The sequence below is a fragment of the Microbulbifer flavimaris genome, assembly GCF_001641755.2.
GTDB lineage: Bacteria > Pseudomonadota > Gammaproteobacteria > Pseudomonadales > Cellvibrionaceae > Microbulbifer > Microbulbifer flavimaris.
Window position 1 is genome coordinate 94,368 of record NZ_LRFG02000002.1, and the last position, 26,378, is coordinate 120,745.

The following is a 26,378-nucleotide window of genomic DNA, read 5'->3' on the forward strand; positions in this document are numbered from 1 at the left end:
GCAGACAACCCGAGGTTTACCCCATGTCTGATTTCAAACTGAACGCCAACGTCCGCAGCGACGAAGGGAAAGGTGCGAGCCGCCGCCTGCGTCGCGAGGAAGGTCGTGTACCCGCCATCGTTTACGGCGGCAAGGCGAAGCCTGCCTCCATTTCCCTGCTGAGCAAGGAAATGTTCAAGGCCCTGGAAGATGAGACCTTCTTCTCCTCCGTACTGACCCTCGACATCGAAGGCAAGGAAGAAAAAGTGATCCTGCGTGACCTGCAGCGCCACCCGGCCAAGCAGATCCTGCTGCACGCTGACTTCCAGCGCGTATCCGCCAACACCAAGGTACACCTGAAAGTGCCACTGCACTTCCTGAACGAGGACAAGTGCAAGGGCGTGAAAGCAGGCGGCATCGTCTCCCACACCCTGAATGAGCTGGAAATCAGCGCCCCGGCCTCCAAGCTGCCCGAGTTCATCGAGGTAGACCTGGCAGACCTGGAGCTGGACGGCACTGTTCACATCTCCGACATCAAGCTGCCGGCTGGCGTCGAGTCTGTGGACCTGGCCCACGGCGAAGACCACGACCTGGTTGTTGCCTCCGTTCACATGCCCCGCGGCGCCATCGAAGCCGAAGAGGAAGGTGAAGAAGGCGAAGCGGCCGAAGGCGGCGAAGAGTAAGGGTCAATATTTTGGCCAAGGCACCGGACACACCGATCCAGCTGATCGTGGGACTGGGCAATCCCGGTCCCGAATACGATCGGACCCGTCACAATGCCGGTGCCGACTTTGTCACCGAGCTGGCGCGCCGCCACGGCGCCCAGCTCGCGTCCGACAGCAAGTACCGCGGTCTCACCGGCCGGGTACGGATCGGCGGGCAGGATGTACGCCTGCTGATTCCCACCACCTTTATGAATCGCAGCGGACAGTCAGTGGCCCCGCTGGCGAACTTTTTCAAGATTCCCGCCGAAGCCATTCTCGTCGCCCACGACGAACTCGACCTGCCACCGGGCACCGCACGGCTCAAGTCCAGCGGCGGACACGGCGGTCACAACGGTCTGCGGGACATCATCTCCTCGCTCGGCAACAACCGCGATTTTATGCGGCTGAGACTGGGTATCGGACACCCCGGAAGCGCCCGCGAAGTGGTCAACTTCGTGTTGCAGCGCGCCCCCCGAACAGAGCAGGAGCAACTGGCTGAAGCGATCGACCGCGCCGTCGACGTGATGCCCATCGCCGCCGAAGGCGATTGGGGCGCGGCCATGAAAACACTGCACACGGCAGCCACCGCGGCAAAATAAACCTCCGCGGTGCCGGGTCGGTGCACCCCGAATCAACCGGCGCCACAGCGCCACTCGCAACGGAAAGAACACCATGGGTTTTACTTGCGGAATCGTCGGCCTGCCCAATGTGGGCAAATCCACCCTGTTCAACGCCCTGACCAAAGCAGGCATTGATGCAGAGAACTTCCCGTTCTGCACCATTGAGCCCAACGCCGGCGTAGTCCCGGTGCCGGACACTCGTCTCGACAAGCTGGCGGAAATCGTCAAGCCGCAGAAGGTAATCCCCACCACCATGGAGTTTACCGACATCGCCGGCCTCGTCGCCGGTGCCTCCAAGGGTGAGGGCCTGGGCAACAAGTTCCTGGCCAATATCCGCGAGACCGACGCCATCGCCCATGTGGTGCGCTGCTTCGAGGATGAAAACGTCATTCACGTGGCCAACCAGGTACACCCCGTCGCGGACATCGAGGTCATCAACACCGAGCTGGCTCTGGCGGACCTCGACACCGTGGAAAAGGCTCTGCAGCGCTTTACCCGCGCCGCCAAAGGGCAGGACAAGCACGCCATCAAGATGAAGGCACTGCTGGAAAAGATTCAGCCGCACCTGGACGAAGCCAAGCCCCTGCGCTCATTCGGCCTCAGCGATGACGAGCTGGCAGACCTGCGCGAGCTGAGCCTGCTGACCATCAAGCCCACCATGTACATCGCCAACGTCGATGAGGATGGTTTCGAGAACAACCCGCACCTGGACGCAGTCGCTGCGATTGCGGCCGAGGAAAATGCCGTACTTGTCCCCATCTGCAACAAGCTGGAAGCGGAGATCGCTGAGCTGGATGACGATGAAAAGCAGGAGTTCCTTGAAGAGCTGGGTATGGAAGAGCCGGGCCTGAACCGCGTGATTCGCGCCGGATACCAGCTGCTGGGCCTGCACACTTACTTCACCGCAGGAGTCAAAGAGGTTCGCGCCTGGACCATTCCCCTGGGCGCCACTGCGCCGCAGGCTGCGGGCAAGATCCACACCGACTTTGAGAAAGGCTTTATCCGCGCCGAGGTAGTCAGCTACGCGGATTTCGTCGCCTGTAATGGCGAGGCGGGCGCCAAGGAAGCGGGCAAGTGGCGCCTGGAAGGCAAGGACTACGTCGTTGCAGACGGTGATGTCATTCACTTCCGCTTCAACGTCTGATTACCGCCTCACGCCCTACCGCGCCCCTCGACAATCGAGGGGCACCCTCCCGCCCCAACCTCGACGATCGTCAACATGCACCCACCCAACTGGAAAGTCGGCCTGCCGCTGGCGCTGATCACCGCATTCATGTGGGCCCTGCTACCGATTGCGCTAAAGGGCCTGCTGGATTCCATGAGCGCGACCACCGCCACCTGGTACCGCTTTGTGGGCGCGGCTGTGCTGGCCGGCACCTATTACGGCTGGACCCGGCAACTGAACCTGAGGCAACTATTTGAGCGGGGGCTGCTACCGCTGACGGTCATTGCGGTGCTCGGGCTGCTGACCAACTACCTGACCTACGCCTCCGGCCTGCACTTCATCACCGCCGGCGCCGCGCAGATCGTGATCCAGCTGGCACCGCTGCTGCTGCTGACATCCAGCGTCCTGTGGCTGGGCGAGCACTTCTCACCCCGCCAGTGGCTGGGGGTCGCCATGGTGGTGGGCGGCCTGCCGCTGTTTTTCAACCAGCGACTGCCGGAGCTGGCGAGCGGTGCCGACGCCGATTACCTACTGGGCCTCGGGCTGATCGTGGTGGCGGCCGTGGGCTGGGCCATCTACGGCTTCTTCCAGAAGAAGATCCTGGGCCGCGCCAAGCCCCAGGACCTGCTGGTGCTGATCTACATTGCCGGCACACTGTGTTTCCTGCCGCTTGCGGATCCACTTTCCGCGTTGACGCTGGACTGGCTCGGCTGGGCCCTGCTGATCTTCCTCACCGCCAACACCCTGATTGCCTACGGCGCCTTTACCAAGGCACTGGCGCACTGGGAAGCCTCCCGGGTCAGCGCTACCCTGGCACTGGTGCCGTTACTGACACTGGCGATCGGGGCCCTTATCGGCGCGGTCTGGCCAGACTATATTGAAGTGGAGCCGATGAACTGGATCAGCTGGCTGGGGGCTGCCACTGTCGCCAGTGGCTCTCTGTTCGCGGCAATCGGCAGGGGGCGCTAGACACTCTTCTCAGGTGGGTTCAGGCGATGACGCTAACTCACTGAAAATTCAGCAAAAAAGGGGGTTGACAGCCCCACCCTGGAGTCCCATAATTCGCGCCCTCGGTTAGCCGAGACTTTCAGTGGCAAGGTAGCTCAGCTGGTTAGAGCGCAGCACTCATAATGCTGAGGTCGGGAGTTCAAGTCTCCCCCTTGCTACCATTTTCCTCCTGCGAGAGGCTTCTCGCAGCACCTTTACTGGGGTGTAGCCAAGCGGTAAGGCAGCGGGTTTTGATCCCGTCATGCGTAGGTTCGAATCCTACCACCCCAGCCATTTTCTTACCTGCTCAACCACTGCTGAAAAGCGGATAAACATAGGTTCGAGCCGGAGCTGGCGGTAGCCAGCGGAGACCAGCGAGCCGCAAGGCGACGCTAATCCTACCACCCCAGCCATTTTCTTCTCTGATCCAAACCCAATCCGGAAGCCATTCATTTGAGATGAAGCCAGATGGATCAGCGAGCCCGCAGGGCGACGCTCATCCTACCACCCCAGCCATTTTCCTCTCCGATCCAGCCTTTACTTCAAAGCTTTATAAATCGAGATCAAACTGGACGACTTAGTGAGCCCGACAGGGCGACGCTAGTCCTACTACCCCAGCCATTTTCTCCCCTGTTCCGGAAGCCACCTCAGAAGCTATCTATCTGAGTTGAAGCTGAAGGGACCAGTGGGGCCAGTGAGCAGCGCACTCGCCGAGCGCCAGCGATCCCGGGGAGCTTAGCGGGAAAAGAGTGAGGGCGAATAGATTTCAAGCCGGGCCGGAATTCATCCGGCCTGGGGCACCTGAATGCCGCTGGAAGACAGGCCTGAGGACGCCTCAGGACGAGGACGCCGCCGACCAATCGACCGCAGCCATTCGAAGCCGAGAAGCCCCAACAGCACGGTCGCAGCCACGATTACCGCACCCGCGGGACCGATGGCCTGCCACTCCACGTAGCAGGTCCAGAACAGCTGCACCACGCACAAGCAGGCCACCACCAGCAGTGTGGGCTTGCGACCAATCAGGCTGACCACAAACACCCCCAGGGGCGCCCCAAGGGCAACCACGGGTGCCGCCGCCATCCAGTTGCCAAACACCTGAGGGTGCCAGTCGCCAGACAGGCTTTTGACGACCACGCCGATCACGGAACTGAATGCCATGATGACCACAGACGTGGGAATCGCCACTTTCAGATCCACGCGACACATCAGCACCAGCACCGCGTAAATCAGCATATCGATGCCAACCCCGGTCGTCGCCACCGCAGAGGCACCGGCCACAGCGCCAAGCCAGGCTCCAAGCCGAAAATCCCGCTGCGGCTCACTGTGGGGACAGGCGTTATGCGCTGTGATCTCATTGAGCCGATACAGGTGCAGGAGGCCAAAACTGCCCCATAGCACGGCAAACACCAGCTTGACCCACAGGTCAGGTATGGCCGGTGCCACGAACAGAATGCCGAGTGGTGTCCCCAACAGGGAGCCAAGCATGGCACCGCGCAGCATCGGCCACGCCAGTGTCTGGTGGCGGGCCAGAATAAAGAGGCTTGCGCTGACCATACCGATGGACTGAACTGCGAAACTGAAGTCGCGCCCGAGACTTGCGGGCATATCGAACAGCAATACCAGCACCGGGAAGCCGACCGTGCCGCCACCCATAGGCGTGGACCCGGCGGCGTAACTGCCGATAGCCATGGACAGCGCCATTGGCCAGTGCTCGCTGGCCAAGCCCCAGTGCCCCAGCCCGAAGGCGAGCAGTAGCCAGGCCACATAAAACAGCAGCAGACCCGCTAGCCAGAGCTTCATGCCCCTCAACAGCGCCATCACCCGACCTCTATCATCTCGGGCCGCACTTCTGCGGGCAGGGTACGCAGGAAAGCCTTGTGTTCCATTGACGCCACTTTCGCGCGACGAACCATGTCTTCAAAGCGCTGGAACAGTCCTTGCTGCTCCTCTTCTGAGAGCACGAACTCGAGGTCTGGCTTGTGCTGCATTCCGTAGAGTACGTACCGATAGCTGGAATCGGTGAAGATACTGGAGTAACTACCGGCGAAGTCCTGGTACTCACAGATTTTGTGCCGCCAGATTTCCAGCTGACGCTGCAGCCAGGGGCAATGCTCCACCGTTGCCGAAGCCCCGCGCCAAAAATCACTGTCATCGCGATCACTGAGGCAGTAGTGCAGGACAATGAACTGTTTCAGGTCGTGATAGAAGCCACGCATTTTTTCGTTGTAGGCATCGCGAAGCGCCTGGGGCACCTCCCCTGCAGCGAGATGTGTCGCCAGCAGGCTCACCCCCAAGTGGATCATATGCAGCCCCGTGGATTCCAGAGGCTCGATAAATCCGCCGCTGAGGCCAATAGCTACGCAGTTACCGATCCAGAATCGGTCCCTGCAGCCCACCTTCATTTCCAGATGCGTGCACTTGAGAGACTCGCTGTCCGGGCCGAGAAATTCACGCAGCTCCCGCTCCGCCTCTTCCGGCGAAATGCGGTCCGAGTCATACACGTAGCCACTGCCCTGACGATTGACCAGGTCAATCTGCCAAGCCCAACCATTACTGAGCGCGGTAGCTACGGTATAGGGTTTGGGTCCATCGCCCTCCGGCAGAGGGCGCTGGATCGCAACCGCGCGATCACACGGCAGCGCATCCGAGAAGGAGTGCCAGTTGTCTTCGGCGAGCTTTTCCAGGAGTAACCCGCGAAAGCCACTACAGTCGACGAAAAAATCACCGGTAAACTCGCCGCGATCCGTAGTCACGCTCAGCACTCGGTCTCCCTCTACCGTGACATCAGAAACGCTGGCCTCTACGTGCTCTACGCCAGCCTCCACCGCGTTCTTTCGCAGGTAGCGGGCGAGCAGCTTCGCATCCAGGTGATAACCATAGGGTGTCACTGCCTGAAAAGGCGGGGACGACATCGTTTTCGGGCAACGCCCCTCCTCAATAAGGTGGGCATTGAGACTTACCGCCTGATCGTAGCGCTGCCATGCATCCCGATTGGCAATAAACCAGGCGGAGGAAATATCCACAGAGCCACCCGGCTGTTGCTGGTCGAAAGGATGGAAATACTCATGCGGCTCGCTGCCTTGCGGTTTATTCCAGTTGCGGAACATGATGCCCGCCTTTACCGTGGCATTGGTCTCCGCCATCAGCTCTGCTTCATCAAGCCCCATCGCGGCAAAAAAGAAGCGGATGCTATGTACCGTGGCTTCCCCCACGCCGATGATGCCCACGTCCGGGCTCTCAATGAGACGAATAGAAAAGTTCTTTTTTCCGCGGTTGAAATAACGGTTGAGGTAAATGGCCGTCATCCAGCCGGCAGAACCGCCACCGATAATATTGATGACCCTTGTCTGCTTTTCTTTCATGGTTTTTTATATCTTTTGCAGGCCGAACTGCTTGATCTTCCTGATCAGCTCCCGGTGCGCGGGCAATTGCTCGCAGAGCTGCCGCGCCCCGGCCTCAATTTCGACAAAACGGGCAAGCGCATTGTCATCATCCGCAAAGCGGTTACTGATGTGCGCAGCAGAGGTCACGAAGTCCATACCGTAGAGGACGTACAGGTAATTCGGCAGGTTGAAGATTTCCATCTTGCTGGGAAAGTCATAATCGGATGGCGGCTGGCAGCGCCACAGTGCCAATTTTTCACGCAGTGCTTCAGGTATGGATTCCGCTGCACGGTTATCCAGCCAGAAGTCGCTGTCAGTGCGCTGGGAAATGCAGTAATGCAGTTTGATAAACTCAATCACCCGCTCCCACGCATAGCGGACATGCCGATTAAACTGCGCCGCCACGGTCGACATGACCTCGCGGTTCGCCGGGAAAGTATCGGCGAGCATTTTCGCCGTGGCGTCATACACGAGGATGCCCGTCGCCTCCAGAGGCTCAACAAAACCCTGGGACAGGCCGATGGCAACGCAATTGCGCTCCCAAAAGCGATCCCGGTAACCAATTTTCATCGGAATGCGGCGCACCTCGGCATTCTCACCGGCGGCACCCAGGTAATTTCGAAAAACCGTTTCCGCTCGCTCATGATCGGTGTGCGCACTGGAATATACATAACCCGTTCCGCGACGCTCCGGCAGCCCTATATCCCAGATCCAACCACTCTCCTGGGCGGTCGAAATCGTATAACTCGGAATGGGCGCATCCATCTGCCCATAGGGCACCTGGGCCGCCAGGGCATGGTCCGCAAAGAGGACATCGGTGCGATCGATAAACGGGACATCCAGGGACTGCCCCAGCAGCAGGGAGGCGAAGCCGGTGCAATCTACAAACAGATCCGCCTCAAGTGCCCCGTGACGATCAGTGACCACAGCAGCAATGTCGCCATCATCCGATCGCCGCACCTGCTCTACCGTGCCGAGCAGATGGCGAACACCCAGTTCCTCCACCGCATGGCGCGTCAGCAGGCGGGCGAACTTTGCAGCGTCCAGATGGTAGGCGTAACTGGTAAGCCCCTGATACTCGGGCAGGGTCATGTTCTTCGGACCCAGCCCCCGATCGCACACCAGCCCCTGCACGGAGACGGCATCGACAAATGAGCGGCCGGTGCCGGCCTGCTTCAGCCAGTAAGGGGTGAGGTCACCGCGACGAGTGTCCGGATAGTCAAAGACATGGTGGTAGTAATCGCTACGACCAGCGACAGGATTGTGCACCCAGTCCACGAATTTGATGCTCTGCTTGAAGGAGGCATCACACTCACGGATAAATTCGGTCTCGCTGATTCCCAGATACTGGAGCGTCTGACGGATGGCTGGCACCGTCCCTTCACCCACACCAATAGTCGGGATATTGTCTGACTCGAGGAGGGTGACCCGGACACCATCAGGTGACCGGGCCCGAAGCTTCTTGGCCAGGTGGCTGGCGGTCAGCCAGCCAGCGGTACCTCCACCCACAACCAGCACATGCTGGATGTGACCGGATGTTGCCGCACTAGCCATCAGCAAGTTTCAACGCTGCCTCAGGCAGCAGTTGTCGCCTGCATCTTGGCCAGCTTGGAGAGCTGGTGCAGGGAGCCGAGTTGAGCGTACAGTGCCGGCAGGAAGCCGCGCTTGCGGAAGTCAGCGAACTCCTCTTCACCCAGCTCGTTCAGCTTCTTCTCGTCGACGATGTAGAGGCCGTTCAGGTTGATTTTCTCTTCGCCGGCGTTGACCGTAACGGACTGCGGAGTCAGCAGCTCTTTCTCAACCAGAACGTTTACGAAGGCCTTGGTCATCTGGTCGCTCTCGAGGAAGCTCACCAGAGTCTCTTTCTTGGCCTTCAGGTAATCAGATTCTTCACCCTCGTCGGTGAACAGGGCATTGCCCTCGGCTTCACTGACCAGCGGGCTGTTCTCAATGATACCCACCATCAGCTGGTCTTTGTTCTCACCCGCGGGAGCCAGAACGAAGGGATGATTGCGGACACTGCCGGGCACAAAGACGCCCTGCCATTTCTCGCCATCCACAAACAGGTTCTCACCGACCTTGAGACCCAGCAGAGCCACGGACTGGAACTCACCGGTTTCGGAATTCTTGACAAAAACGATCGGGTACTCGGCTCCCAGTCGGGTGAACTCATGGGCGGTAACGGGCACCATGTGGGCGTTCTTTACGTGCTCAAAGCTGCCCAGCTCACGGATCTTCAGTTTGCCGTGGGCTTCTTTATGCAGGGGAGCGATCTTGGGAGTCTGTTCAGTGGTCATACAACACCATTCAGTTCGTTGGTTATTCTGTTAATTCGACTGGCCCAGTATATTTTTCAAACGAAAAAAGGGAAGCAAAAACTTCCCTTTTTCCGGTACTTCACTACCTGAGGAGCATTCCTCAGAACTTGGCGGACACGCCCAGGTTCACACGACGAGCCGTCTCGTACTCGTACAGCGGGAAGCCTGCGGTGAAGCCAGACCCGGGGGTCGGCTCGACGTTGTTACCCAGCTGTACGGATTCCTCGGCCAGCAGGTTGTTTACGTCCAGCTTGACATCCACGCTATCGGTGGCATGCCAAACGGCACTCAGGTCCAGACTGCCGAAGTCGTCGTGCAGTCGGTTCCCGTAGGCTCCAGACTCACGGATCATGTACTCACTGCGCCAGTTATAGGCCACACGGGCAGAGAACATGTCGTTCTCGTAATAACCGGTCAGGTTGTACACATTCTCGGAGCTGTCACTCAGGAACGGGTTGCCGTCGGTGAAGGTATCCCGGGCCGTGCTAGTGTCGGTCCAGGTGTAGTTGGCAATCGCACCGAAGCCGTTGCCGAAGTCCTGCTGATAACCCAGTTCGATACCGGTGATGTCAGCACTCTCGCCGTTATCCTTCTCCTGCACGGTCCAGCCGAAGCCCTGCTCGCTCGCAGGCAGATCGAAGGGTATTTCGCTGGCAGAAGCCTGATACTCGCTGATGGTCACGAAATTGGACACATCTTTGTAGAACACGGCAGCGGAGAGCAGGGAGCCCTCGGCGAAATACCATTCAAGGCCCAGATCCACCTGGTTCGCGGTGAAGGGCTCCAGGCCCACGTTACCGATTACCCAGAACTGGTTGTTGTCGATCTCATCGTCAGCGCCCAGAACGTTGGGGTTCACATACATATCCACGTACTGCGGACGGGCGATGACCTTGGCCGCAGAGGTACGCAGGATCAGGTCATCCGACAGATCGTAGGCCAGGTTGAAGCTGGGCAAAACTTCGGAGTAATCCGCGCTGGTGCTGCCGCGCTGCTCATCGAGGTAGTAGATGGAAGAGGCCTCGGTTGAGATGTAGCGTACACCGAAGTTGCCGCGCACCCGCTCCCCGTCGAAGGTAGCCATGGCATAGAGGGCGTTGTTGGTCTCGTCGATTTCGCTATAGGAGCCGAGATCTTCCACCTTGCCCACGATTGACGCTTTGGCCCAGGCCTTAAGCGCATCTGCATCCAGCTTCGGGATGTCGTAGCTACCCGCGCCGGACTCGATGGTTCCATCCAGTACTTCAGCCGTGGAGATTCTCGGATCAAAGCCATCCGCCTGGAGGAATTCAAAACGGCGGCTGGTGGTGTTGTGATCGGCTGTCTTGATACCGGTCTTGATGGCATTGATCAGGCCAAACTCAACCTCGAACTCCAGGTCCGCCTGGAAGTAGGTTTCTTCATCAGTCTTGGGCGTGGCATTGAAGTTGGCACCTGTACCCATAACCACGCTACCCGGATCATAGGAGCCGAGGTCAAAGCCATTCAGGTCCCAGCTCTGGCCGCCGCCGAAGAAGTCGTAGGTACCACCGGGAATTGGAGTGCCGCCGGAACCATCGTCCGCGACCATCTCAAAATCGGTACCACCTGTGGAAGAGGTCTGGCCGGCCTGGAAGCTCAGCTCATAACCCTCACCTGCATAATCCACGCTCAGGTCAAACACATCGGAGTTCATCGTCGCTTCGCGCGGACGAGCCTGCAGGTATGCAACGTTCAGAGGGCCACGGGCAGTGGTGCCGTTGATCTGGTCAGCCGGGTCAACGTCGACTCCGCACCAGCCGCAGTTACCCTGAGTCAGCCACAGTGCGTAGTTGGTGTTATCCGCCTCCATCTGCATGTCGATGGCATTGAAGACGATATCCAGGTTTTCAGTGGGCTGATACTGGAAAGTGGCGTTGATTGCAGAGCGCTTGCGCTCCTGCTCGAAAGCAACCGGACCGGCACCCCACTCCCAGAATGCCTCATTGCCCTGGCGCTGCAGCTGGCGCTCCTGGGAGACGGCAGAAACCAGCACACCGAAATTCTCGGCGTCGTTCTTCCAGCTGGCGAGACCTGAAAACTGGGGATCGGTGGAGTCGGAGTCGGACTGCGAGGAAGCCTCGACAGAACCGTGCAGAGTCATGCTGTCCAGATCCAGCGGCTTGCGGGTGTTGATCACCACGGTACCGCCGACACCGCCCTCAGCCAGATCGGCCTGGGAGCTTTTGTACACCTCGATGTCACCAACGAGTTCAGACGGCAGGAGCTCGTAGTTGAAGCTGCGCTTGGCCGGCTCCAGTACAAACCAGCCGGTAGAGGCAACATTCTGGCCGTTCAGCGTGGTCAGAGTCAGGTCGTTACCCGCGCCGCGGATGGAAACGGCCGCACCTTCACCGAACTGACGCTGGATGGTCACACCGGGGACGCGCTGCAGGGACTCTGCGACGTTCTTGTCCGGGAACTTGCCGATATCCTCGGCAGAAATAGCATCGACAATCGCGTAAGAATCGCGCTTGGTGCTGAGAGCGTCCTGTAGGGAGCCGCGAATACCGGTGACGGTAACCTCTTCGAGGGCCTGGTCGGACTGAGCTGTAGCCAGCGGGGCCATAAGGCCACTACTGAGCACAGCCGCACTGATGGACAGTGCGAGTTGGTTGCGCTTTAGCATCGATTTCCCTTCCTTTTTATTGGAATAAAGGTTTGGTTAAGATTTTTTTTAGTTTTTCACCTTGGTACCGCCGAATGATAGCGCTGTCATTTGTTGTTATTTGATAGCGCTGTCATTCTTATATTCGACAATACACAGAAAAAATCGAAAAAGCTACAACCCGGCAGGCAGTTTGGGCTCCCCTGGCAGCGAATACTGGTTGAATTTTAAACAACACGAACTGTCACAGGAAAAATTTTCCCGATAAAACAGAGGCTTAACGATCGCTGAAGAAATTCGGTGATGGGCAGTGAGGCGAGGAAGGGGGCGTCAGAACAGCGCCGCCGCACCCACCCCGGGCGCGGCGGCAGGGAGCTTACTCGATTTCCTTGATACGCATGGCGTTGGTCTGGCCGCCAACATTCAGGCGGTCGCCCTGGGTGATCAGGATCCGTTGCCCCTTCTGCAGCTCAAGGCGTGAGCCGACCACCTCGACGATGGACTCGGTCAGGTGACCCAGGGGGATTTCCGCCGGGTCAAAATCCACGACCGGCTCCACGCCCCGCAGCAGTACCAGCTGTCGTGCTACCGCCGGGTGCCGGGTCAACGCGTAGATCGGCAAATGTGTCGTGGCCCGTGACATCATGCGCGGCGTGCGGCCTGACTCGGTCAAGGCAACCACTGCAACCAGGTTCTCCACGCGGGCGGCAACGTCTACCGCCGCCTGGGCAATCACAGTATCGATGCGATCCGATGCCCTGCTCTGGGCAGCCGGACGATTGACACTGCCAAGGTAGCGCTCGGCACCGACAATCACTTCACTCATCGCCTCAACCGCAGCTACCGGAAAGTCACCGGCTGCGGTCTCGGCAGACAGCATCACCGCGTCGGTGCCGTCCAGCACCGCATTGGCCACATCCATAACCTCGGCGCGGGTCGGCGTGGGGCTGGTGATCATGGACTCCATCATCTGGGTCGCCGTGATCACGCCACGATTCAGTGCGTTGGCGCGGTTGATCAGTTTTTTCTGTACACCCACCAGGGAGGGATCACCGATCTCCACGCCCAGGTCGCCACGGGCCACCATGATGGCATCAGAGGCCAGGATGATCTCGTCCATCTGCTCATCGGAGGCGACCGCCTCGGCACGCTCCACCTTGGCGACGATCGCAGCCTTGCTGCCCTCGGCTTCCATCGCTTTACGCGCGGTTTCCAGGTCTTCCGCACTGCGCGGGAAGCTTACGGCCAGGAAATCTACATCCAGTTCGGCGGCGAGCTTGATATCGCGGTAGTCCTTCTCCGTCAGGGCCGGCGCAGACAGGCCACCGCCGAGCAGGTTAATGCCTTTGTTGTTGGACAGCTTGCCCCCCTGCAGTACGCGACAGTAGAGCTTTTGCGGTGTTGTGCCGGTGACTTCCAGTCGAATCTTGCCATCGTCCAGCAACAGGATGTCACCCGCCTCGCAGTCGGCAATCAGGGTCGGGTAATCCACCCCTACCCGGTGCACGTCGCCTGCTTCTGGCGGACAGTCCGCATCCAGGGTGAACTCGCTGTTATTTTCCAGCCAGATGCTGCCCTCGGCAAAACGGGCAATGCGAATCTTGGGGCCTTGCAGGTCGCCGAGGACTGCCACCAGTTTGTTCTGCGCCGCAGCGGCCTCGCGTACCGCTTCCACCCGCTGACGATGGTCATCGGCAGAGCCGTGGGAAAAATTCAGGCGCACGATATTCACGCCCGAGCGAATCATTTCTTCAATAACGCGCGGCTTGTCAGTGCCTGGGCCAAGCGTGGCGACGATTTTGGTATGGCGGATCATAGGCAGGAAATTACTTTTCAGTTGCATACAGGGCGCCCGAAGGCGCCCGAAAAGGTGGGGAATACCTCACCCTACTCTTTTTCTCTTACAGCTTCAGGCGGTCTCTGCGACCTGGGCCTGCAGCTGAAGAGCCTCGGCCATGGCCAGGCTGGTGTCCAACATGCGGTGGGAGAAGCCCCACTCATTGTCATACCAGGCCATTACTTTCACCAGGTTACCGTTCACCCGGGTGTGATTGGCATCGAAATGGCTGGATGCAGTGGTGTGGTTGAAGTCCACGGAAACCAGCGGCTGATCACAGTAAGTAAGCACTCCGCGGCTACCTGCAGCGGCCTCCTTCATGATCTCATTCACCTCTTCAACAGTAGTGTCGCGACCGGCAATAAACTGGCAATCCACCAGGGACACATTGCTCACCGGTACTCGCACAGCCATGCCATCCAGGCGCCCTTTCAATTCCGGCAGCACCAGACCGACCGCAGCGGCGGCACCGGTCTTGGTGGGAATCATATTGTCGGCGGCAGCACGGGCACGATAGATATCAGCGTGCACTGCATCCTGGGTGTTCTGGTCGTTGGTGTAGGCGTGCACGGTGGTCATGAAACCCCGTTCAACACCCAGTGCACGGTGCAGGGCCTTGGCGACCGGTGCCAGGCAGTTGGTGGTACAGGACGCATTGGAAACCACCTTGTGCTCGGCGGTCAGCTTGTCATCGTTCACACCGTAGACAACGGTCAGGTCCGCGTCCTTGGAGGGCGCGGAGATCAGCACCGCCCGAGCGCCGGCTTTCATGTGGGCCGACGCAGTCTCTTTGGTAGTGAAGCGGCCGGTGCACTCAAGCACCAGATCCACTTCCAGTTCGGACCAGGGCAATTGTGCAGGGTCACGTTCCTGACACACCCGCACGCGATCACCGCCAATCAGCAGGTCACTGCCCTCCACCGAGACCGGCGTATTGAAGCGGCCGTGAATCGTATCAAAACGGGTCAGGTGCGCATTGGACTCTACCGGGGCCAGATCGTTGATAGCCACCAGCTGAACACGGTCATTGTAGCCAGACTCGTAGATTGCGCGGGTGACATTGCGGCCGATACGGCCATAGCCGTTAATCGCTATTTTCAGTTTCATGTCGATTGCCTCAATTTTATAAATTTATTCGTCACTAATACGGTCAGCTTCAACGCTGTGCTCGCGCCCTGCATTTACAGAGCGGCGGCACCTTTCGCCAATCGCGTAATCTCATCCCAACGCTTTTCTTCCACGAGCTTTGCCGAGGCCATCCAGGAACCGCCAGCGCAGATAACATTGGGCAGCGCCAGATAGTCGCCGGCGTTACCCGGGCCAATGCCGCCAGTGGGGCAGAACTGTACTTGCGACAGGGGGCCAGCCAGCGACTTGAGCATGGGCACACCCCCGGCAGCCTCCGCCGGGAAAAATTTCTGGTAGCGATAACCGCGCTCCAGCAGACGCATCACCTCGGACGCAGTGGAAGCGCCAGGCAGCAGCGGCACTTCATGGTTCTCAGCCGCGTCCAGCAATGTTTCGGTGGCGCCCGGGCTGACCATGAATGTCGCACCCGCGTCCACGGAGCGCTGCAGATCTGCGGCATTCAGTACAGTGCCGGTTCCCACGTGCGCATCCGGAAGATGCCTGGCAATCTCTTCTACTGCCTTCAGTGCCGCTTCTGTACGCAGGGTCACCTCCAGCACATTCAGACCACCCTCGACCAGAGCCTGTGCCAACGGCAGGGCATCGTCGACTTTGTTGATCACCAGCACCGGTACGATGCCGGCCTGCGCCAGAATTTCGGCAAGCTGTTTCTGCATGATTGACTTCCAGTTTTCAGGGAACGACTGCCGCCCCTTCACTTTTTATTAATTTCCAGTAAGACTCATCTGGGCTCAGGGCGCCCAGTAAACGGTCACCGCCTTTAGGCCCTGCTTCAGAATGCTGCGAATCGGCATCTCCTGTTCATCGCTACCCAGCAGCGCCTCCCGGTAGACTTTCAGCTTGTCCTCACCGGTAATCAGCAACTTGATGTCTCGTGCCTGCAGGATGGCGGCGAGAGTCAGGGTCATACGCTCGGTATGAACACCGGTGACCTCGCTCTGCCGGGCGGTAATTGCCTTGCACAGCTGTGTCCCCTTCACATCCAGGGCTGCCTCGAGCCCTTCGGCATGGGGAAAAAGCGAGGCGGTATGGCCGTCGCCGCCCATCCCCAAAATGCACACATCGAAGGGGCGCGGCAGCTCGCTATAGGCTCGCCCGCAATCCGCTTCACCTTCGGAAGCAGTTGCGTGGGGGGTTTTCATGCCGAGAAAAGGTGCGTCTGCGGCGGCGTTCTGCAGCAGGCTCTTCTCGATAAACGCGTGGTTACTGCCGCTCTCCGACTTTTCGACCCAGCGCTCGTCCACCAGAGCCACGGTAATGTCAGACCAGGGCAGCGGACGCTTGGAGAGTTCGCGGTAGACAGGCTCCGGCGTGCTGCCCCCGGAAACGAGAAAGCTGGCCTGGCCGTGTTCCCTGATTCCCTGTTGCAACTTGCTGGCGCAATCGTTGGCCAGCGCCTGAACCAATCGCTCACGGTCCGGGAAAAACTTTTCCTCAATCATCATGGCCTTTGCCTCGATCTCGTAGTTGTTCGACGTTCCGTCACTGGTTTATTTGGCGTTCACCCAGGCGCGGCCATCCAACCGCAGCAGGTCCTCAGCGGCTTGCGGTCCCCAGCTGCCAGCCCGGTACAGACACGGCTGATCGCCGGTTGCGCGCCAGTGTTCGATAATGGGATCCACCCACGCCCAAGCCGCGGCAACCTCATCGCGGTGGATAAACAGCGCAGGATTGTTGGCAGCGGCGTCCAGCATCAGCCGCTTGTAGGCATCGCTGCGGATGCTGTCGTAGGTGTCGGAGAGGCTGAGGTTCAATTCGACCGGCTGCAGCTCCATCTCGATGCTGTCCATCTTCTTCGCCATCAGGACCAGCTTGATGCTCTCCTCCGGCTGCAGGCGAATTACGAGACGATTTGGCACTGCCTCACCAGCGGACTTGTCATAGACGTTGTGGGAGACCTTCTTGTACTGGATTACGATTTCCGCACAGCGCTTTTCCATGCGTTTTCCGGTACGCAGGTAGAAAGGCACACCGGCCCAACGCCAGTTATCGATATGCGCGCGAATGGCGACGAATGTTTCCGTGTTGCTCGAAGCCGCGTCGAGTTCTTCCAGGTAGCCGGGTACCAGCTGGTTACCGATACCACCGGCGACGTACTGGCCGCGCACAATATTCTCATCCACCTCGATACCCACCAGCGGGCGCAGTGCTTCCAGCACCTTGATCTTTTCCGCACGGATATTTTTCGCATTCATGCGGTTGGGAGATTCCATCGCAATCAGGCACAGCAGCTGCAGCAGGTGGTTTTGCACCATGTCCCGCAGGGCACCGGCTTCGTTGTAGAAGCCCGCGCGGCCCTCGAGGCCGACAGTTTCAGAAATACTGATCTGGATGTGGTCGATAGTCTGGGCGTCCCACAAATGCTCGAACAACACATTGCTAAAACGCAGCGCCAGCAGATTCTGGACAGTTTCTTTACCCAGGTAATGGTCGATCCGGAAGATGTCTTTTTCCGGAAAATAGGTCGCGATCTTGCTGTTGATCTCATCCGAGGTCTTGGCGTTGTAGCCGAGCGGCTTTTCCACCACCACCCGCGACTGCTCGTGAATCAAACCTTTGACAGACAGGTTTTCGCAACAGGGACCAAACACCGCCGGTGGAATCGCCAGGTAAAAAATACGGGCGCGTTCGGTGTCGCCACCCAGCAAGTCCGCCAGGTGGTCCCATTTTTCATCGGGTTCGGCAATATCCAGTGCTACCGCACGCAGACGGGTTTTGAATTCGTTCCAGCCTTCGTCGGAATATTCGCTGTCCCGCAGGTGTGTTTTCAGGGCATTGTGAGCGGTGTCCAGATAACTGTCCGCGTCCTCCTGCCGGCGGCAAACCGGAAAGATCTGTGAGCCCTCGTGGAGACTGCCTTCCAGATGGGCACGGTAGAGCGCCGGTATCAGCTTGCGCAGGGCAAGGTCGCCGCCGCCGCCAAACAAAACCATATCGAAGGGATTGGCCATAAATATTCTCTGTCAGTTTCCCTGTCATTTAATTGGCGCATCGCGCCATCCGTGATCAGCTGCGCATAAAACGCTCGCAGCGATCAGTAGAGAATGCTCGCCCCGCTCTCAGCACCCGTGGCAAGCGCACGCATATTCTTGAACAGCTCACGGCCCATACCGTTGGAGTGCGCGCTCAGGTCTACCTCCGGCGCCGGGCGGGCCTCGAGCTCGGCATCGTCCACATGCACCACCAGTTTGCCCGCATTGGCATCCAGCTCGATAACATCGCCGTCCTGGACCTTGGCAATAGTGCCGCCCTCGACAGCCTCCGGTGACATGTGAATTGCCGCCGGCACCTTGCCGGAAGCTCCGGACATACGACCGTCGGTCACCAGTGCCACCTTGAAACCACGGTCCTGCAGGACACCGAGTGTCGGGGTGAGTTTATGCAGCTCAGGCATGCCAATCGCCTGCGGCCCCTGGAAACGCACGACCGCAACAAAGTCCTTTTCCAGTTCACCGGCTTTGAAACGCTCCAGCAGCTCGTCCTGGCTCTCGAAAACGATTGCCGGCGCTTTGATATAGAGCTGGTCGGATTTGAGTGCCGACACCTTGATCACGCTGCGTCCCAGGTTGCCGTCCAGCAACTGCAGGCCGCCATGGCCGGAGAACGGGTCGCTGACCGGACGCAGGATCGTCGCGTCGCCGGTCTCTTCCACTGTCGGACGCCAGACGACGGATTGCTTGTCTTCGCTCAGGAAAGGATCGTGGCAGTAGGGCTTGAGGCCGGACTCGCCGAGCACGGTATGGACGTCATCGTGTAGCAGACCTCCATCCAATAGCTCGCGGATCAGGAACTGCATGCCACCGGCCGCGGCAAAATGGTTGATGTCCGCTGTGCCGTTCGGGTAAACGTGACACATCAGCGGCACCACCTCGGACAGCTCGGCCATATCCTGCCAGGTAATCTGGATGCCGGCGGCGCGCGCCATGGCGATCAGGTGCAGGGTGTGATTGGTGGAGCCACCCGTGGCGAGAAGACCGACGATACCGTTGACGAAGGCCTTCTCGGTCAGGATTTTTGCAATTGGCGTATGCTGGCTGGGCTCAGTGACCTGCACCAGCTGCTTGACCGCCGCCTCGTTCAGCGCCTGACGCAGCTCGGTGCCCGGGTTCACGAAAGAGCTGCCCGGTAGCTGCAGGCCCATAATTTCCACCAGCATCTGGTTGCTGTTGGCAGTGCCATAAAACGTACAGGTGCCCGGGCTGTGGTAGGAAGCACTCTCGGCCTCCAGCAACTCCTTGCGACCCACTTTGCCCTCGGCATACAACTGGCGTACCCGGGCTTTCTCCGCATTGGAGAGACCGGTAGGCATGGGACCAGCGGGCACAAACATCGCCGGCAGGTGGCCGAACGACAATGCGCCGATCACCAGGCCCGGCACGATTTTGTCGCAGATCCCGAGATAAAAAGCTCCCTCGAATACATCGTGGGAGAGAGCGATTGCAGTCGCCATGGCGATCACATCGCGGGAGAAGAGACTGAGCTCCATGCCGGCGCGGCCCTGGGTCACGCCGTCGCACATGGCCGGCACACCACCGGCAACCTGCGCCGAGGCGCCGTTGCTGGTTGCGGCCTTCTTGATCAGGTCCGGATAGGTGCCGTAGGGCTGGTGCGCCGACAACATATCGTTGTAGGCCGTCACAATAGCGAGGTTGGGGCCACGGCCGGAGGCAATCAGGTCCTTGTCGCGCTCACTTGAGGCAGCGATGGCGTGGGCCAGGTTACCGCAGGAGAGATGGCTGCTGGCACGCCCCTTGATATGAGCGCGCTCCACTTGCGCCAGATACTCCCCTCGGGTTTCCTCACTGCGCTCGATGATACGCTGCGTAACTGCTTGAACCTTGCTCTGCACCATAACCCTTATGCTCTTTTGTTTATCCAGCGAACTCCGCCTTGGCGGCACCGGCTTTTGCCTGCCGGTAGTATTCGATCAGGCGCGCCGTGGAAGCGTCCTCTTCCCGCAGATCACCACTCTCCAGCTTTGGTTGTAGTGCCGCGGCGAGGCCTTTACCCAGTTCCACGCCCCACTGATCGAAAGAATAAATTTGTAAGATGACACCCTGCACAAAAATCTTGTGCTCGTAGAGGGCAATCAGCGCCCCCAAAGAGTGCGGGGTCAGCTTCTTCATCAGAATCGTGTTGCTCGGCCGACTCCCCCGATGCACCTTGAATGGCGCCATGGCAGCCACTTCGGCCTGATCCAGCCCCCGGGATGTCAGCTCGGCGACCACCTCCTCCCGACTCACCCCATTCATCAGCGCCTGGCTCTGGGCCAGCATATTGGCCAGCAGAATCTCGTGGTGCCCCTCCAGTTCATGTCCTGGAGCAACGCTGCCGACGAAATCGGCGGGCACGATGGCGGGACTCTGGTGCAGGTACTGGTAGAAAGCGTGCTGACCGTTGATTCCCAATTGACCCCATATTAGGGGGCCTGTCGCGTACGCTGCCTCCTCCCCTGCCCTGGTGGTAGATTTGCCATTGCTCTCCATCTCCGCCTGCTGCAGATAGGCCGGCAACATATGCAGGGCCTGGTCGTACGGAAGTACCGCATGGGCCGGATAGCCCATAAAAGTGCAGTACCAGACACTGAGCAGGGCCATCAGTACCGGCGCATTCTCCTCCAGCGGCGCCTGCTGGAAATGCCGATCCATTTCAGCCGCCCCATCCAGCAGGGCCCGAAAACCATCAAATCCGACCGCGATTGCCACTGGCAGGCCAATCGCAGACCAGACCGAAAAGCGTCCCCCGACCCAGTCCCAGAAGCGGAAAGTCTTGTCCGCCTCTATGCCGAATGCCCGCGCCCGCTCGGGGCTGGCCGTCACGGCGACAAAGTGCCGCCGAAGCAATTCTTCCCGTGCACCCAATGGCTGCAGCCATTCCAGCGCGCTCTGCGCGTTGGTCAGGGTCTCCAATGTAGAGAACGTCTTCGATGAGACCAGGAACAGCGTCGTTTCTGGATCGAGGCGCTGAAGAACATCGGTCAACTGGGCGCCATCCACGTTCGATACGAAGTGCACATCCACCCCGCCCTTTCGAAACTCACGCAGGGCCTCAATCACCATCTGCGGCCCCAAATGGGAGCCACCGACGCCGAGATTCACCACATCGGTCACCGGTTTGCCGGTGCAGCCTGACAGGCCGCCATTATGTAGTAAATTTACAAAACCTTTCAAGCGATGTAGTTCGGCCTCCACCGCGGCGGCCACTGCCTCACCATTCCAGCTCACTTCCCCGGCAACACTGCCGCGCAGCGCCGGGTGCAGAACTGGCCGCCCCTCGGTGCGATTGATGGGCACACCGGAGAACATCCGGTCCCGCCAGCGCTCCACTTCCGCCTCGCGCGCCAGCTGTAATAAATTTACAAAAACCCCGTCATCCACAAGGTTTTTGGAGTAATCCAGCAGAAACGAGGGCAGCTCGAGGGAATAGCGCTTGGCGCGCGCGGGATCAGTCGCAAACAGGTCCCGCAGATGGGTGTTGCGCATTCGCCCGGTCAGCGCCTCCAGCTCGCGCCAGCTTTGGGTTTGAGTAATATCCATAGTGCCCCCAATAAATGCGGCCCATGGGAGTCAGGGCCGCAAGGTCGAATTATTCTTGCTTATTGACTAGCGCCACCTCTCAAAAACCGGGATGACAACGCTGTCATTTCGACTAGAGAGTCCCACAGAGAGACAACGCTGTCAATCCACTCTTGTAGTAAAATTTCAGGATGTGTCGTGAGCCGCAAAGCCCCCCCCGCAGGCTGCCACCTGCGCCCAACGAGGTGTTTTTTGCTGCTAAAATGCCACCCCTTGGCCCGCGAGGAACGCACTGCGGGGCCGCAAACAATAAGGATCAGCGCCCTCAATGAAAGTCACTATCAATGATGTCGCGGCCAAGGCCGGCGTCTCCATCAAGACCGTGTCCCGGGTCATCAACAATGAGCCCTCGGTGCGCCCAGCCACCAAGAAGAAGGTTATGGACGCCGTCAAGGAGCTTAACTACCAGCCGAATCTGGCCGCCCGCAACCTGGCCGGCACCCGCTCCTACACCATCGCCTTTATCTACGATAACCCCAACGCCTACTACGTCATCGATATGCAGAACGGCATCCTGGACGCGTGTAAAGCCAGGGGTTACGAACTGCTGATCCACCCGAGCAATTCCAAGTCACCCGACGTGCATAAGGAACTGGAAGATCTGGTGGAACACTCCAAAGTGGCCGGGCTGGTCCTGACACCGCCCTTTTCGGAAACACCCGAAGTGATCGAGACAGTCAAGAAACTCGGTGTGGACTATGTCCGCATCGTGTCTTCCGAGGCTGCACAGAAAGACGAAGACAACTGTATTCAGGTGGATGACAGCAGTGCAGCCTACGAGCTGACCAAACACCTGCTCGACCAGGGGCACAAGCGCATCGGCTTTCTCTGTGGTGGCGAGGAGCACGTTTCTACCCACGGCCGACTGGATGGCTTCAAACGTGCCCTGCAAGACGGCGGCATTGCCCCGCAACAGGAGCTGATTCTTAAAGGTGAGTACTCCTTTGACTCGGGGGTGCAGGGAGCCAAGAAGCTGCTGCAGTCAGACAATCCGCCCACAGCCATCTTTGCCAGCAACGATGAAATGGCCGCTGGTGCGCTATTCGCGGCGCGACTGATGAATATCGACATCCCGGCACAGCTGTCCATTGTCGGCTTCGAGGACAGCCCCTTCTCCCGCCAGACCTGGCCGAAACTGACCACCGCCCACCAGCCCAACAACGAAATTGCCAAGTGCGCAGCGGCCCTGGTGCTCAGCAAGGCCCGCAGCAAGGGCGCAGCCGAGAGCGGCTCCGCCAGCAAAGAGGCGGGCATTCAACGCACCTTTACCCCCTCTCTGGTCGAACGCGACTACAGCGGCCCCGCCCCCTCCTGATCGACCATGGCGGGCTGCCCCCTCCTCTTGCCACAACCGAATTCCACTTAAAAAAAAGCCCTCAATATTGAGGGCAAGATGACGAGAACCAACGAGAAACAGAGAGACTTAAACAGACACTCGGGGTTACAAATTCATCGATTGGGGATTCACTTCCAGCTGCGCATCTTGTGCCCCTTCAGGGCGTAGAACAGGATGAACAGATAACAGGGCAGTGCGACCCAGTAGCCTACCTGGGTACTCTCTGCGGCGTGGGCCAGCTTGCCGAACCCAAGCGGGATAATGGCACCACCCGCAATACCCATAATCAGCAGCGCGGAACCCTGGGCGGTGAAGCGCCCCAGCCCCTGCAGCGCCAGCGGCCAGATAGCCGGCCATACCAGGGCGTGAGCAAGCCCCATCAGGGCGACAAAGGCGACCGTGTCCGGCACCATGGGTACACCGCTCCAACCCCACAGCACGCTGGCAATAGCCGTGCTTTCCGAAGATCCAAACAGGGCACCCATGACACACAAACTGCCGGCAATGGCAGAGCCGAACAGTGCCTGCTGCTGACTGATAAAACGGGGAATACCAAACACGCCGATCAGGTAACCGATCACCATAAATACCATGGTGTAGGAGGTGAGTGAGGCGTAATTGGCAAGGCCCAGGCGCTCACCGTAGAGACCGATGGTGTCACCGGCGATCACTTCAACGCCCACGTAGGCAAACAGGGCCAGTGCACCCAGGACCACCTGCGGGTACTGCAGAATGCCGGACTTTTCCTCAGTATGCTCGCCGGTCTCCTCCTCGATGTCGGGCAAGCCGGAAAGCTTCACCAGGCCCACCAGCAGGAACAGCAGTGCCGCCATATAGATGTACGGCATGATCAGGCGGTTGGAGACTTCCTCCAGTTTTGCCGCCCGCTCGGCTTCACCCAGCTTGCTGATAGCCTCAGTATTGAAATCCGCCAGACCCGACAACACCAGGGCAGTGAACGCGATTGGCGCCAGTATGCCGGCACCCTTGTTAATGATGCCCATCACCGCAATACGGGTGGCCGCACTTTCGGCCGGCCCCACTTTCACCACGTAGGGGTTAGAGGCCGTTTGCAGGATTGTCAGGCCAGCGCCGAGGCCAAAGAGAGCCAGCAAGAATACGGGGTAGCTACCGGTCTGGGCGGCGGGGATAAAAATCAGCGAAGCCACGCCCATGATGCCGAGGCCAATCGCCATACCGTCGCGGTAACCAGTACGCCGCAGGATATAAGACATCGGCAATGCCATGACCGTGTAGGCGATATAAAAGGCGAAGGTAACGAACAGTGCCTGGAACTCGTTCAGCTCACAGAGGACTTTCAGAAATGGGATCAGTGACCCATTCAACCAGGTCACAAACCCGAAAATAAAAAACAACATACCGATGATGGCCATCGGCAGCAGGCTGCTTCTTCTCGATTCGCTTTGTTGCAGGACTGCAGTTTCCATAGAGCACCTTTATTATCGTTGTCGTGGTCTTCGCCACGGTCGTGGAGCCGGTCGTCTACCCGGCAAATACTTCCCGGCCGGAAATCCAGGTCTTTTGAACCTGGAGTTCGTCATTCAGCAAAATCAGGTCTGCGGGGCCACCCTCGGTAACACACCCACCCTCGTAGCCGAGGAACCGGGCCGGATACAGAGAGGCCATACGCAGTGCTTCAAAGAGATCGACACCACACCAGCGGTGCGTGTTACGCACCGCGCTGATCATATCCAGGTGAGAGCCAGCGAGCTCACCGGTGGTGGAAGTCAGCTTGTCCCCCTCCCGTGTCACCACGCGATCAAACAGCGGAAAGCTGGTCTGCTCACTGCCCACCAGCGACATGGCATCGGTGACCAGCATGATCTTGCCTTTCGGCTTCGCCTTGATCGCCAGCCGCATCGCTTCGGCACTGACATGGTGACCGTCAGCAATAAGGCCGCACCAGGCCTCGTCACTGATCAGGGCCATGCCAACCATGCCCGGCTCGCGGGAATGCAGTGGCGACATGGCGTTGTACAGGTGGGTAAAGCCGGTCGCCCCCGCCTCCAGCGCCGCCGCTACGGTTGCACCGTCGGCATTGGAATGGCCAAGACAGACTTTCACCCCCAGCTCCACCAGCTTGCGGATATCCACCGGGTCAACATTCTCGGGGGCCAGTGTCACCATCTTGATACCCAGGTCGTCCCGGGCGTAAATTCCAAATTCTTCATCCGTCAGCGGACGGATAAACCGCTCTTCGTGGGTTCCCTTCTTGGGCGCACTCAGGTGCGGCCCCTCGAAGTGCACCCCGAGAACCCCTGGCACAGATTCGCGGATCGCGGCACTAACCGCCTCAGCGGCATCTTGCATGACCGCCACCTCGTCGGTGATCAGGGTCGGCATGAAACCGGTGGTGCCATAACGGGCATGCGCCGTACTCATTTTGCCCAGCGCATTGATGGACGGGTCATTGTTGAACAGCGCACCGCCGCCACCGTTCACTTGCACATCCACAAGCCCTGGGGCCACCAGTCCCTGCAGGCGCACAGCACCCGCAGGGGCTTCCCCCCCAAGCTCGGCGATACGGCCATCGTCGCCCAGCGTGATAGCGACATCCGTGCGGATACTCTCGCCATCGAACAACTTTTCCGCGATCAGGGTACGCGCCACGTCTACTTTCCTTCCCGGCATTCAGACTGTCTGGGTGACTTTCTTGAGACCAGCCGGCTCATCCGGGTTGATACCCCGACTCACTGCCACATGGGCCACATCGATATAGAAACGCTGCAGCAATGCCAACGGCGCCACACGCGGATGCACGCCTTTACTCGGCACGTGCAGGTTCACCAGGGTGCCGCCGCGGCGGATGATGTCTGCAATCTGTTCGCTGTGAGCCTCAAAGGACTCGTCCTCGATCGGCACGTTCACCACGGTCAGCTTCTGCTCTACCAGTGTCACCGGGCCGTGCAGGAATTCCGCACTGGAGAAGGACTCCGCATGGATATTGCAGACTTCCTTGAGCTTCAGTGCCAGCTCGCGGGTGATGCCGTAACCCGGGCCGCGCCCGAGCACCACCAGGTTTTTCACCGCCGCCAGATCCTCCGGCCGCAGCTGAATCTCAGAATTCACCGCCTCGCGCAGGGTTTGCGGCAATGCCTCGACAGAGGAGAGCAGTTCCTGGTCCTGGGTCCAGTTCGCCACCAGCTGCAGCACTGCCGACAGGGTAGCGAGGTAGCTCTTGGTAGCGGCAACCGCCTTTTCCGGCCCGGCTTTCAGGGGCACCATCAGGTCGACGATCTCGCCGATGGGCGCAGACTCGTCGTTAACCAGCGCCACCACATAGGCACCCGCCTCCTTGGCCATGCGGGCCTGGGCGAGGATATCGGGGCTGCGGCCGGACTGGGAAATCACCAGCACCAGCGCATCCTCGAGTTTCAGCTTGCGGCCGTAAACGCTGGACACGGAGGGCGCGGCGGCAAATGTGGGAGTTCCGGTCTCGATCTCGATCAGGTACTTGGCGAACACCCCGGCGTGATCGGAGGAACCGCGACCGACAATCATGACAAATCGCGGCGGTTCGCGGCGCAGCCGCTGTCCCAGCTCCGCCATCATGGGGGCGTTGTTCTGCAGTTGCTCCGCAATGCGGTCCGGCGCCTCGCGGGCCTCAGATTCCATCACAGTGGTGACCATCGCGTTGTCTACCTGTGTTGCCTCTGCCGTGTTTGCTGCACTCATATC

General features: G+C 59.3%; 20 protein-coding genes and 2 tRNA genes. 7 read left to right on the forward strand and 15 right to left on the reverse strand.

The features are described 5' to 3' along the window. Positions 1-23 precede the first annotated feature (23 nt). The 6 genes from AWR36_RS05265 to AWR36_RS05290 all read left to right on the forward strand — a co-directional run bounded on the left by AWR36_RS05265 (position 24) and on the right by AWR36_RS05290 (position 3,749). A complete protein-coding gene (locus AWR36_RS05265) occupies positions 24-662 on the forward strand; it encodes a 50S ribosomal protein L25/general stress protein Ctc (RefSeq protein WP_067082150.1) in 639 nt (212 codons plus the stop codon). Between the two features lie 11 nt (positions 663-673). Beyond that, on the forward strand, positions 674-1,282 hold the full coding sequence (gene pth / locus AWR36_RS05270; protein ID WP_067082154.1) for an aminoacyl-tRNA hydrolase: 609 nt from the start codon (positions 674-676) through the stop codon (positions 1,280-1,282). A 73-nt stretch (positions 1,283-1,355) separates the two neighbouring features. Further along, a complete protein-coding gene (gene ychF, locus AWR36_RS05275; RefSeq protein ID WP_067082157.1) occupies positions 1,356-2,447 on the forward strand; it encodes a redox-regulated ATPase YchF in 1,092 nt (363 codons plus the stop codon). A gap of 75 nt (positions 2,448-2,522) precedes the next feature. After that, complete coding sequence (locus AWR36_RS05280) at positions 2,523-3,437, forward strand: DMT family transporter (RefSeq protein ID WP_067082160.1); 915 nt, start codon at positions 2,523-2,525, stop codon at positions 3,435-3,437. 123 nt (positions 3,438-3,560) lie between these two features. Then, a tRNA-Met gene (locus AWR36_RS05285) sits at positions 3,561-3,637 on the forward strand. 37 nt (positions 3,638-3,674) lie between these two features. Beyond that, a tRNA-Gln gene (locus tag AWR36_RS05290) sits at positions 3,675-3,749 on the forward strand. Between the two features lie 489 nt (positions 3,750-4,238). Here AWR36_RS05290 and AWR36_RS05295 read toward each other — a convergent pair. The 12 genes from AWR36_RS05295 to pgi all read right to left on the reverse strand — a co-directional run bounded on the left by AWR36_RS05295 (position 4,239) and on the right by pgi (position 21,304). Beyond that, on the reverse strand, positions 4,239-5,273 hold the full coding sequence (locus AWR36_RS05295; RefSeq protein WP_067082163.1) for a sulfite exporter TauE/SafE family protein: 1,035 nt from the start codon (positions 5,271-5,273) through the stop codon (positions 4,239-4,241). Then, positions 5,273-6,817 (reverse strand): tryptophan halogenase family protein, encoded by a 1,545-nt coding sequence (locus tag AWR36_RS05300; RefSeq protein ID WP_067082166.1) that lies wholly within the window; start codon positions 6,815-6,817, stop codon positions 5,273-5,275. The genes AWR36_RS05295 and AWR36_RS05300 overlap by 1 nt, the downstream gene beginning before the upstream one ends. 6 nt (positions 6,818-6,823) lie before the next feature. Next, positions 6,824-8,392, reverse strand: a complete 1,569-nt coding sequence (locus AWR36_RS05305; RefSeq protein WP_067082169.1) for a tryptophan halogenase family protein — start codon at positions 8,390-8,392, stop codon at positions 6,824-6,826. A gap of 20 nt (positions 8,393-8,412) precedes the next feature. Next, the gene (locus AWR36_RS05310) at positions 8,413-9,135 is read right to left on the reverse strand and encodes a SapC family protein (protein ID WP_067082172.1); all 723 of its coding nucleotides are present in this window, start codon (positions 9,133-9,135) and stop codon (positions 8,413-8,415) included. Between the two features lie 121 nt (positions 9,136-9,256). After that, a complete protein-coding gene (locus AWR36_RS05315; protein ID WP_067082175.1) occupies positions 9,257-11,803 on the reverse strand; it encodes a TonB-dependent receptor in 2,547 nt (848 codons plus the stop codon). 355 nt (positions 11,804-12,158) lie between these two features. Beyond that, positions 12,159-13,598: a pyruvate kinase gene (gene pyk / locus AWR36_RS05320; protein ID WP_067082178.1), complete on the reverse strand. Its 1,440-nt coding sequence runs from the start codon at positions 13,596-13,598 to the stop codon at positions 12,159-12,161. Between the two features lie 93 nt (positions 13,599-13,691). Continuing rightward, the gene (gene gap / locus AWR36_RS05325; protein ID WP_067082181.1) at positions 13,692-14,726 is read right to left on the reverse strand and encodes a type I glyceraldehyde-3-phosphate dehydrogenase; all 1,035 of its coding nucleotides are present in this window, start codon (positions 14,724-14,726) and stop codon (positions 13,692-13,694) included. Between the two features lie 74 nt (positions 14,727-14,800). Further along, entirely contained in the window at positions 14,801-15,424 is a 624-nt protein-coding gene (locus tag AWR36_RS05330) for a bifunctional 4-hydroxy-2-oxoglutarate aldolase/2-dehydro-3-deoxy-phosphogluconate aldolase (RefSeq protein WP_067082184.1), read from the reverse strand. A gap of 75 nt (positions 15,425-15,499) precedes the next feature. Continuing rightward, positions 15,500-16,213: a 6-phosphogluconolactonase gene (gene pgl, locus AWR36_RS05335; RefSeq protein WP_332835511.1), complete on the reverse strand. Its 714-nt coding sequence runs from the start codon at positions 16,211-16,213 to the stop codon at positions 15,500-15,502. Between the two features lie 45 nt (positions 16,214-16,258). After that, entirely contained in the window at positions 16,259-17,719 is a 1,461-nt protein-coding gene (gene zwf, locus AWR36_RS05340) for a glucose-6-phosphate dehydrogenase (protein ID WP_067082187.1), read from the reverse strand. Between the two features lie 83 nt (positions 17,720-17,802). Then, complete coding sequence (edd, locus tag AWR36_RS05345; RefSeq protein WP_067082190.1) at positions 17,803-19,620, reverse strand: phosphogluconate dehydratase; 1,818 nt, start codon at positions 19,618-19,620, stop codon at positions 17,803-17,805. A gap of 19 nt (positions 19,621-19,639) precedes the next feature. Then, positions 19,640-21,304: a glucose-6-phosphate isomerase gene (gene pgi, locus AWR36_RS05350; protein ID WP_067082193.1), complete on the reverse strand. Its 1,665-nt coding sequence runs from the start codon at positions 21,302-21,304 to the stop codon at positions 19,640-19,642. A 307-nt stretch (positions 21,305-21,611) separates the two neighbouring features. On the opposite strand from pgi, the gene AWR36_RS05355 reads away from it, so the two are divergent. Continuing rightward, entirely contained in the window at positions 21,612-22,658 is a 1,047-nt protein-coding gene (locus AWR36_RS05355; RefSeq protein ID WP_067082196.1) for a LacI family DNA-binding transcriptional regulator, read from the forward strand. A 149-nt stretch (positions 22,659-22,807) separates the two neighbouring features. On the opposite strand, the gene AWR36_RS05360 is transcribed toward AWR36_RS05355, so the two are convergent. Genes AWR36_RS05360 through nagB-II form a run of 3 tightly spaced genes read right to left on the reverse strand, consistent with a single transcriptional unit; the run spans position 22,808 to position 26,375 of the window. Then, complete coding sequence (locus AWR36_RS05360; protein ID WP_067082199.1) at positions 22,808-24,127, reverse strand: sugar MFS transporter; 1,320 nt, start codon at positions 24,125-24,127, stop codon at positions 22,808-22,810. 55 nt (positions 24,128-24,182) lie between these two features. Then, a complete protein-coding gene (gene nagA / locus AWR36_RS05365; RefSeq protein ID WP_096866618.1) occupies positions 24,183-25,310 on the reverse strand; it encodes an N-acetylglucosamine-6-phosphate deacetylase in 1,128 nt (375 codons plus the stop codon). Positions 25,311-25,331: 21 nt separating this feature from the next. Continuing rightward, positions 25,332-26,375 (reverse strand): glucosamine-6-phosphate deaminase NagB-II, encoded by a 1,044-nt coding sequence (gene nagB-II, locus AWR36_RS05370; RefSeq protein WP_231745259.1) that lies wholly within the window; start codon positions 26,373-26,375, stop codon positions 25,332-25,334. Between the last annotated feature and the right edge of the window lie 3 nt (positions 26,376-26,378).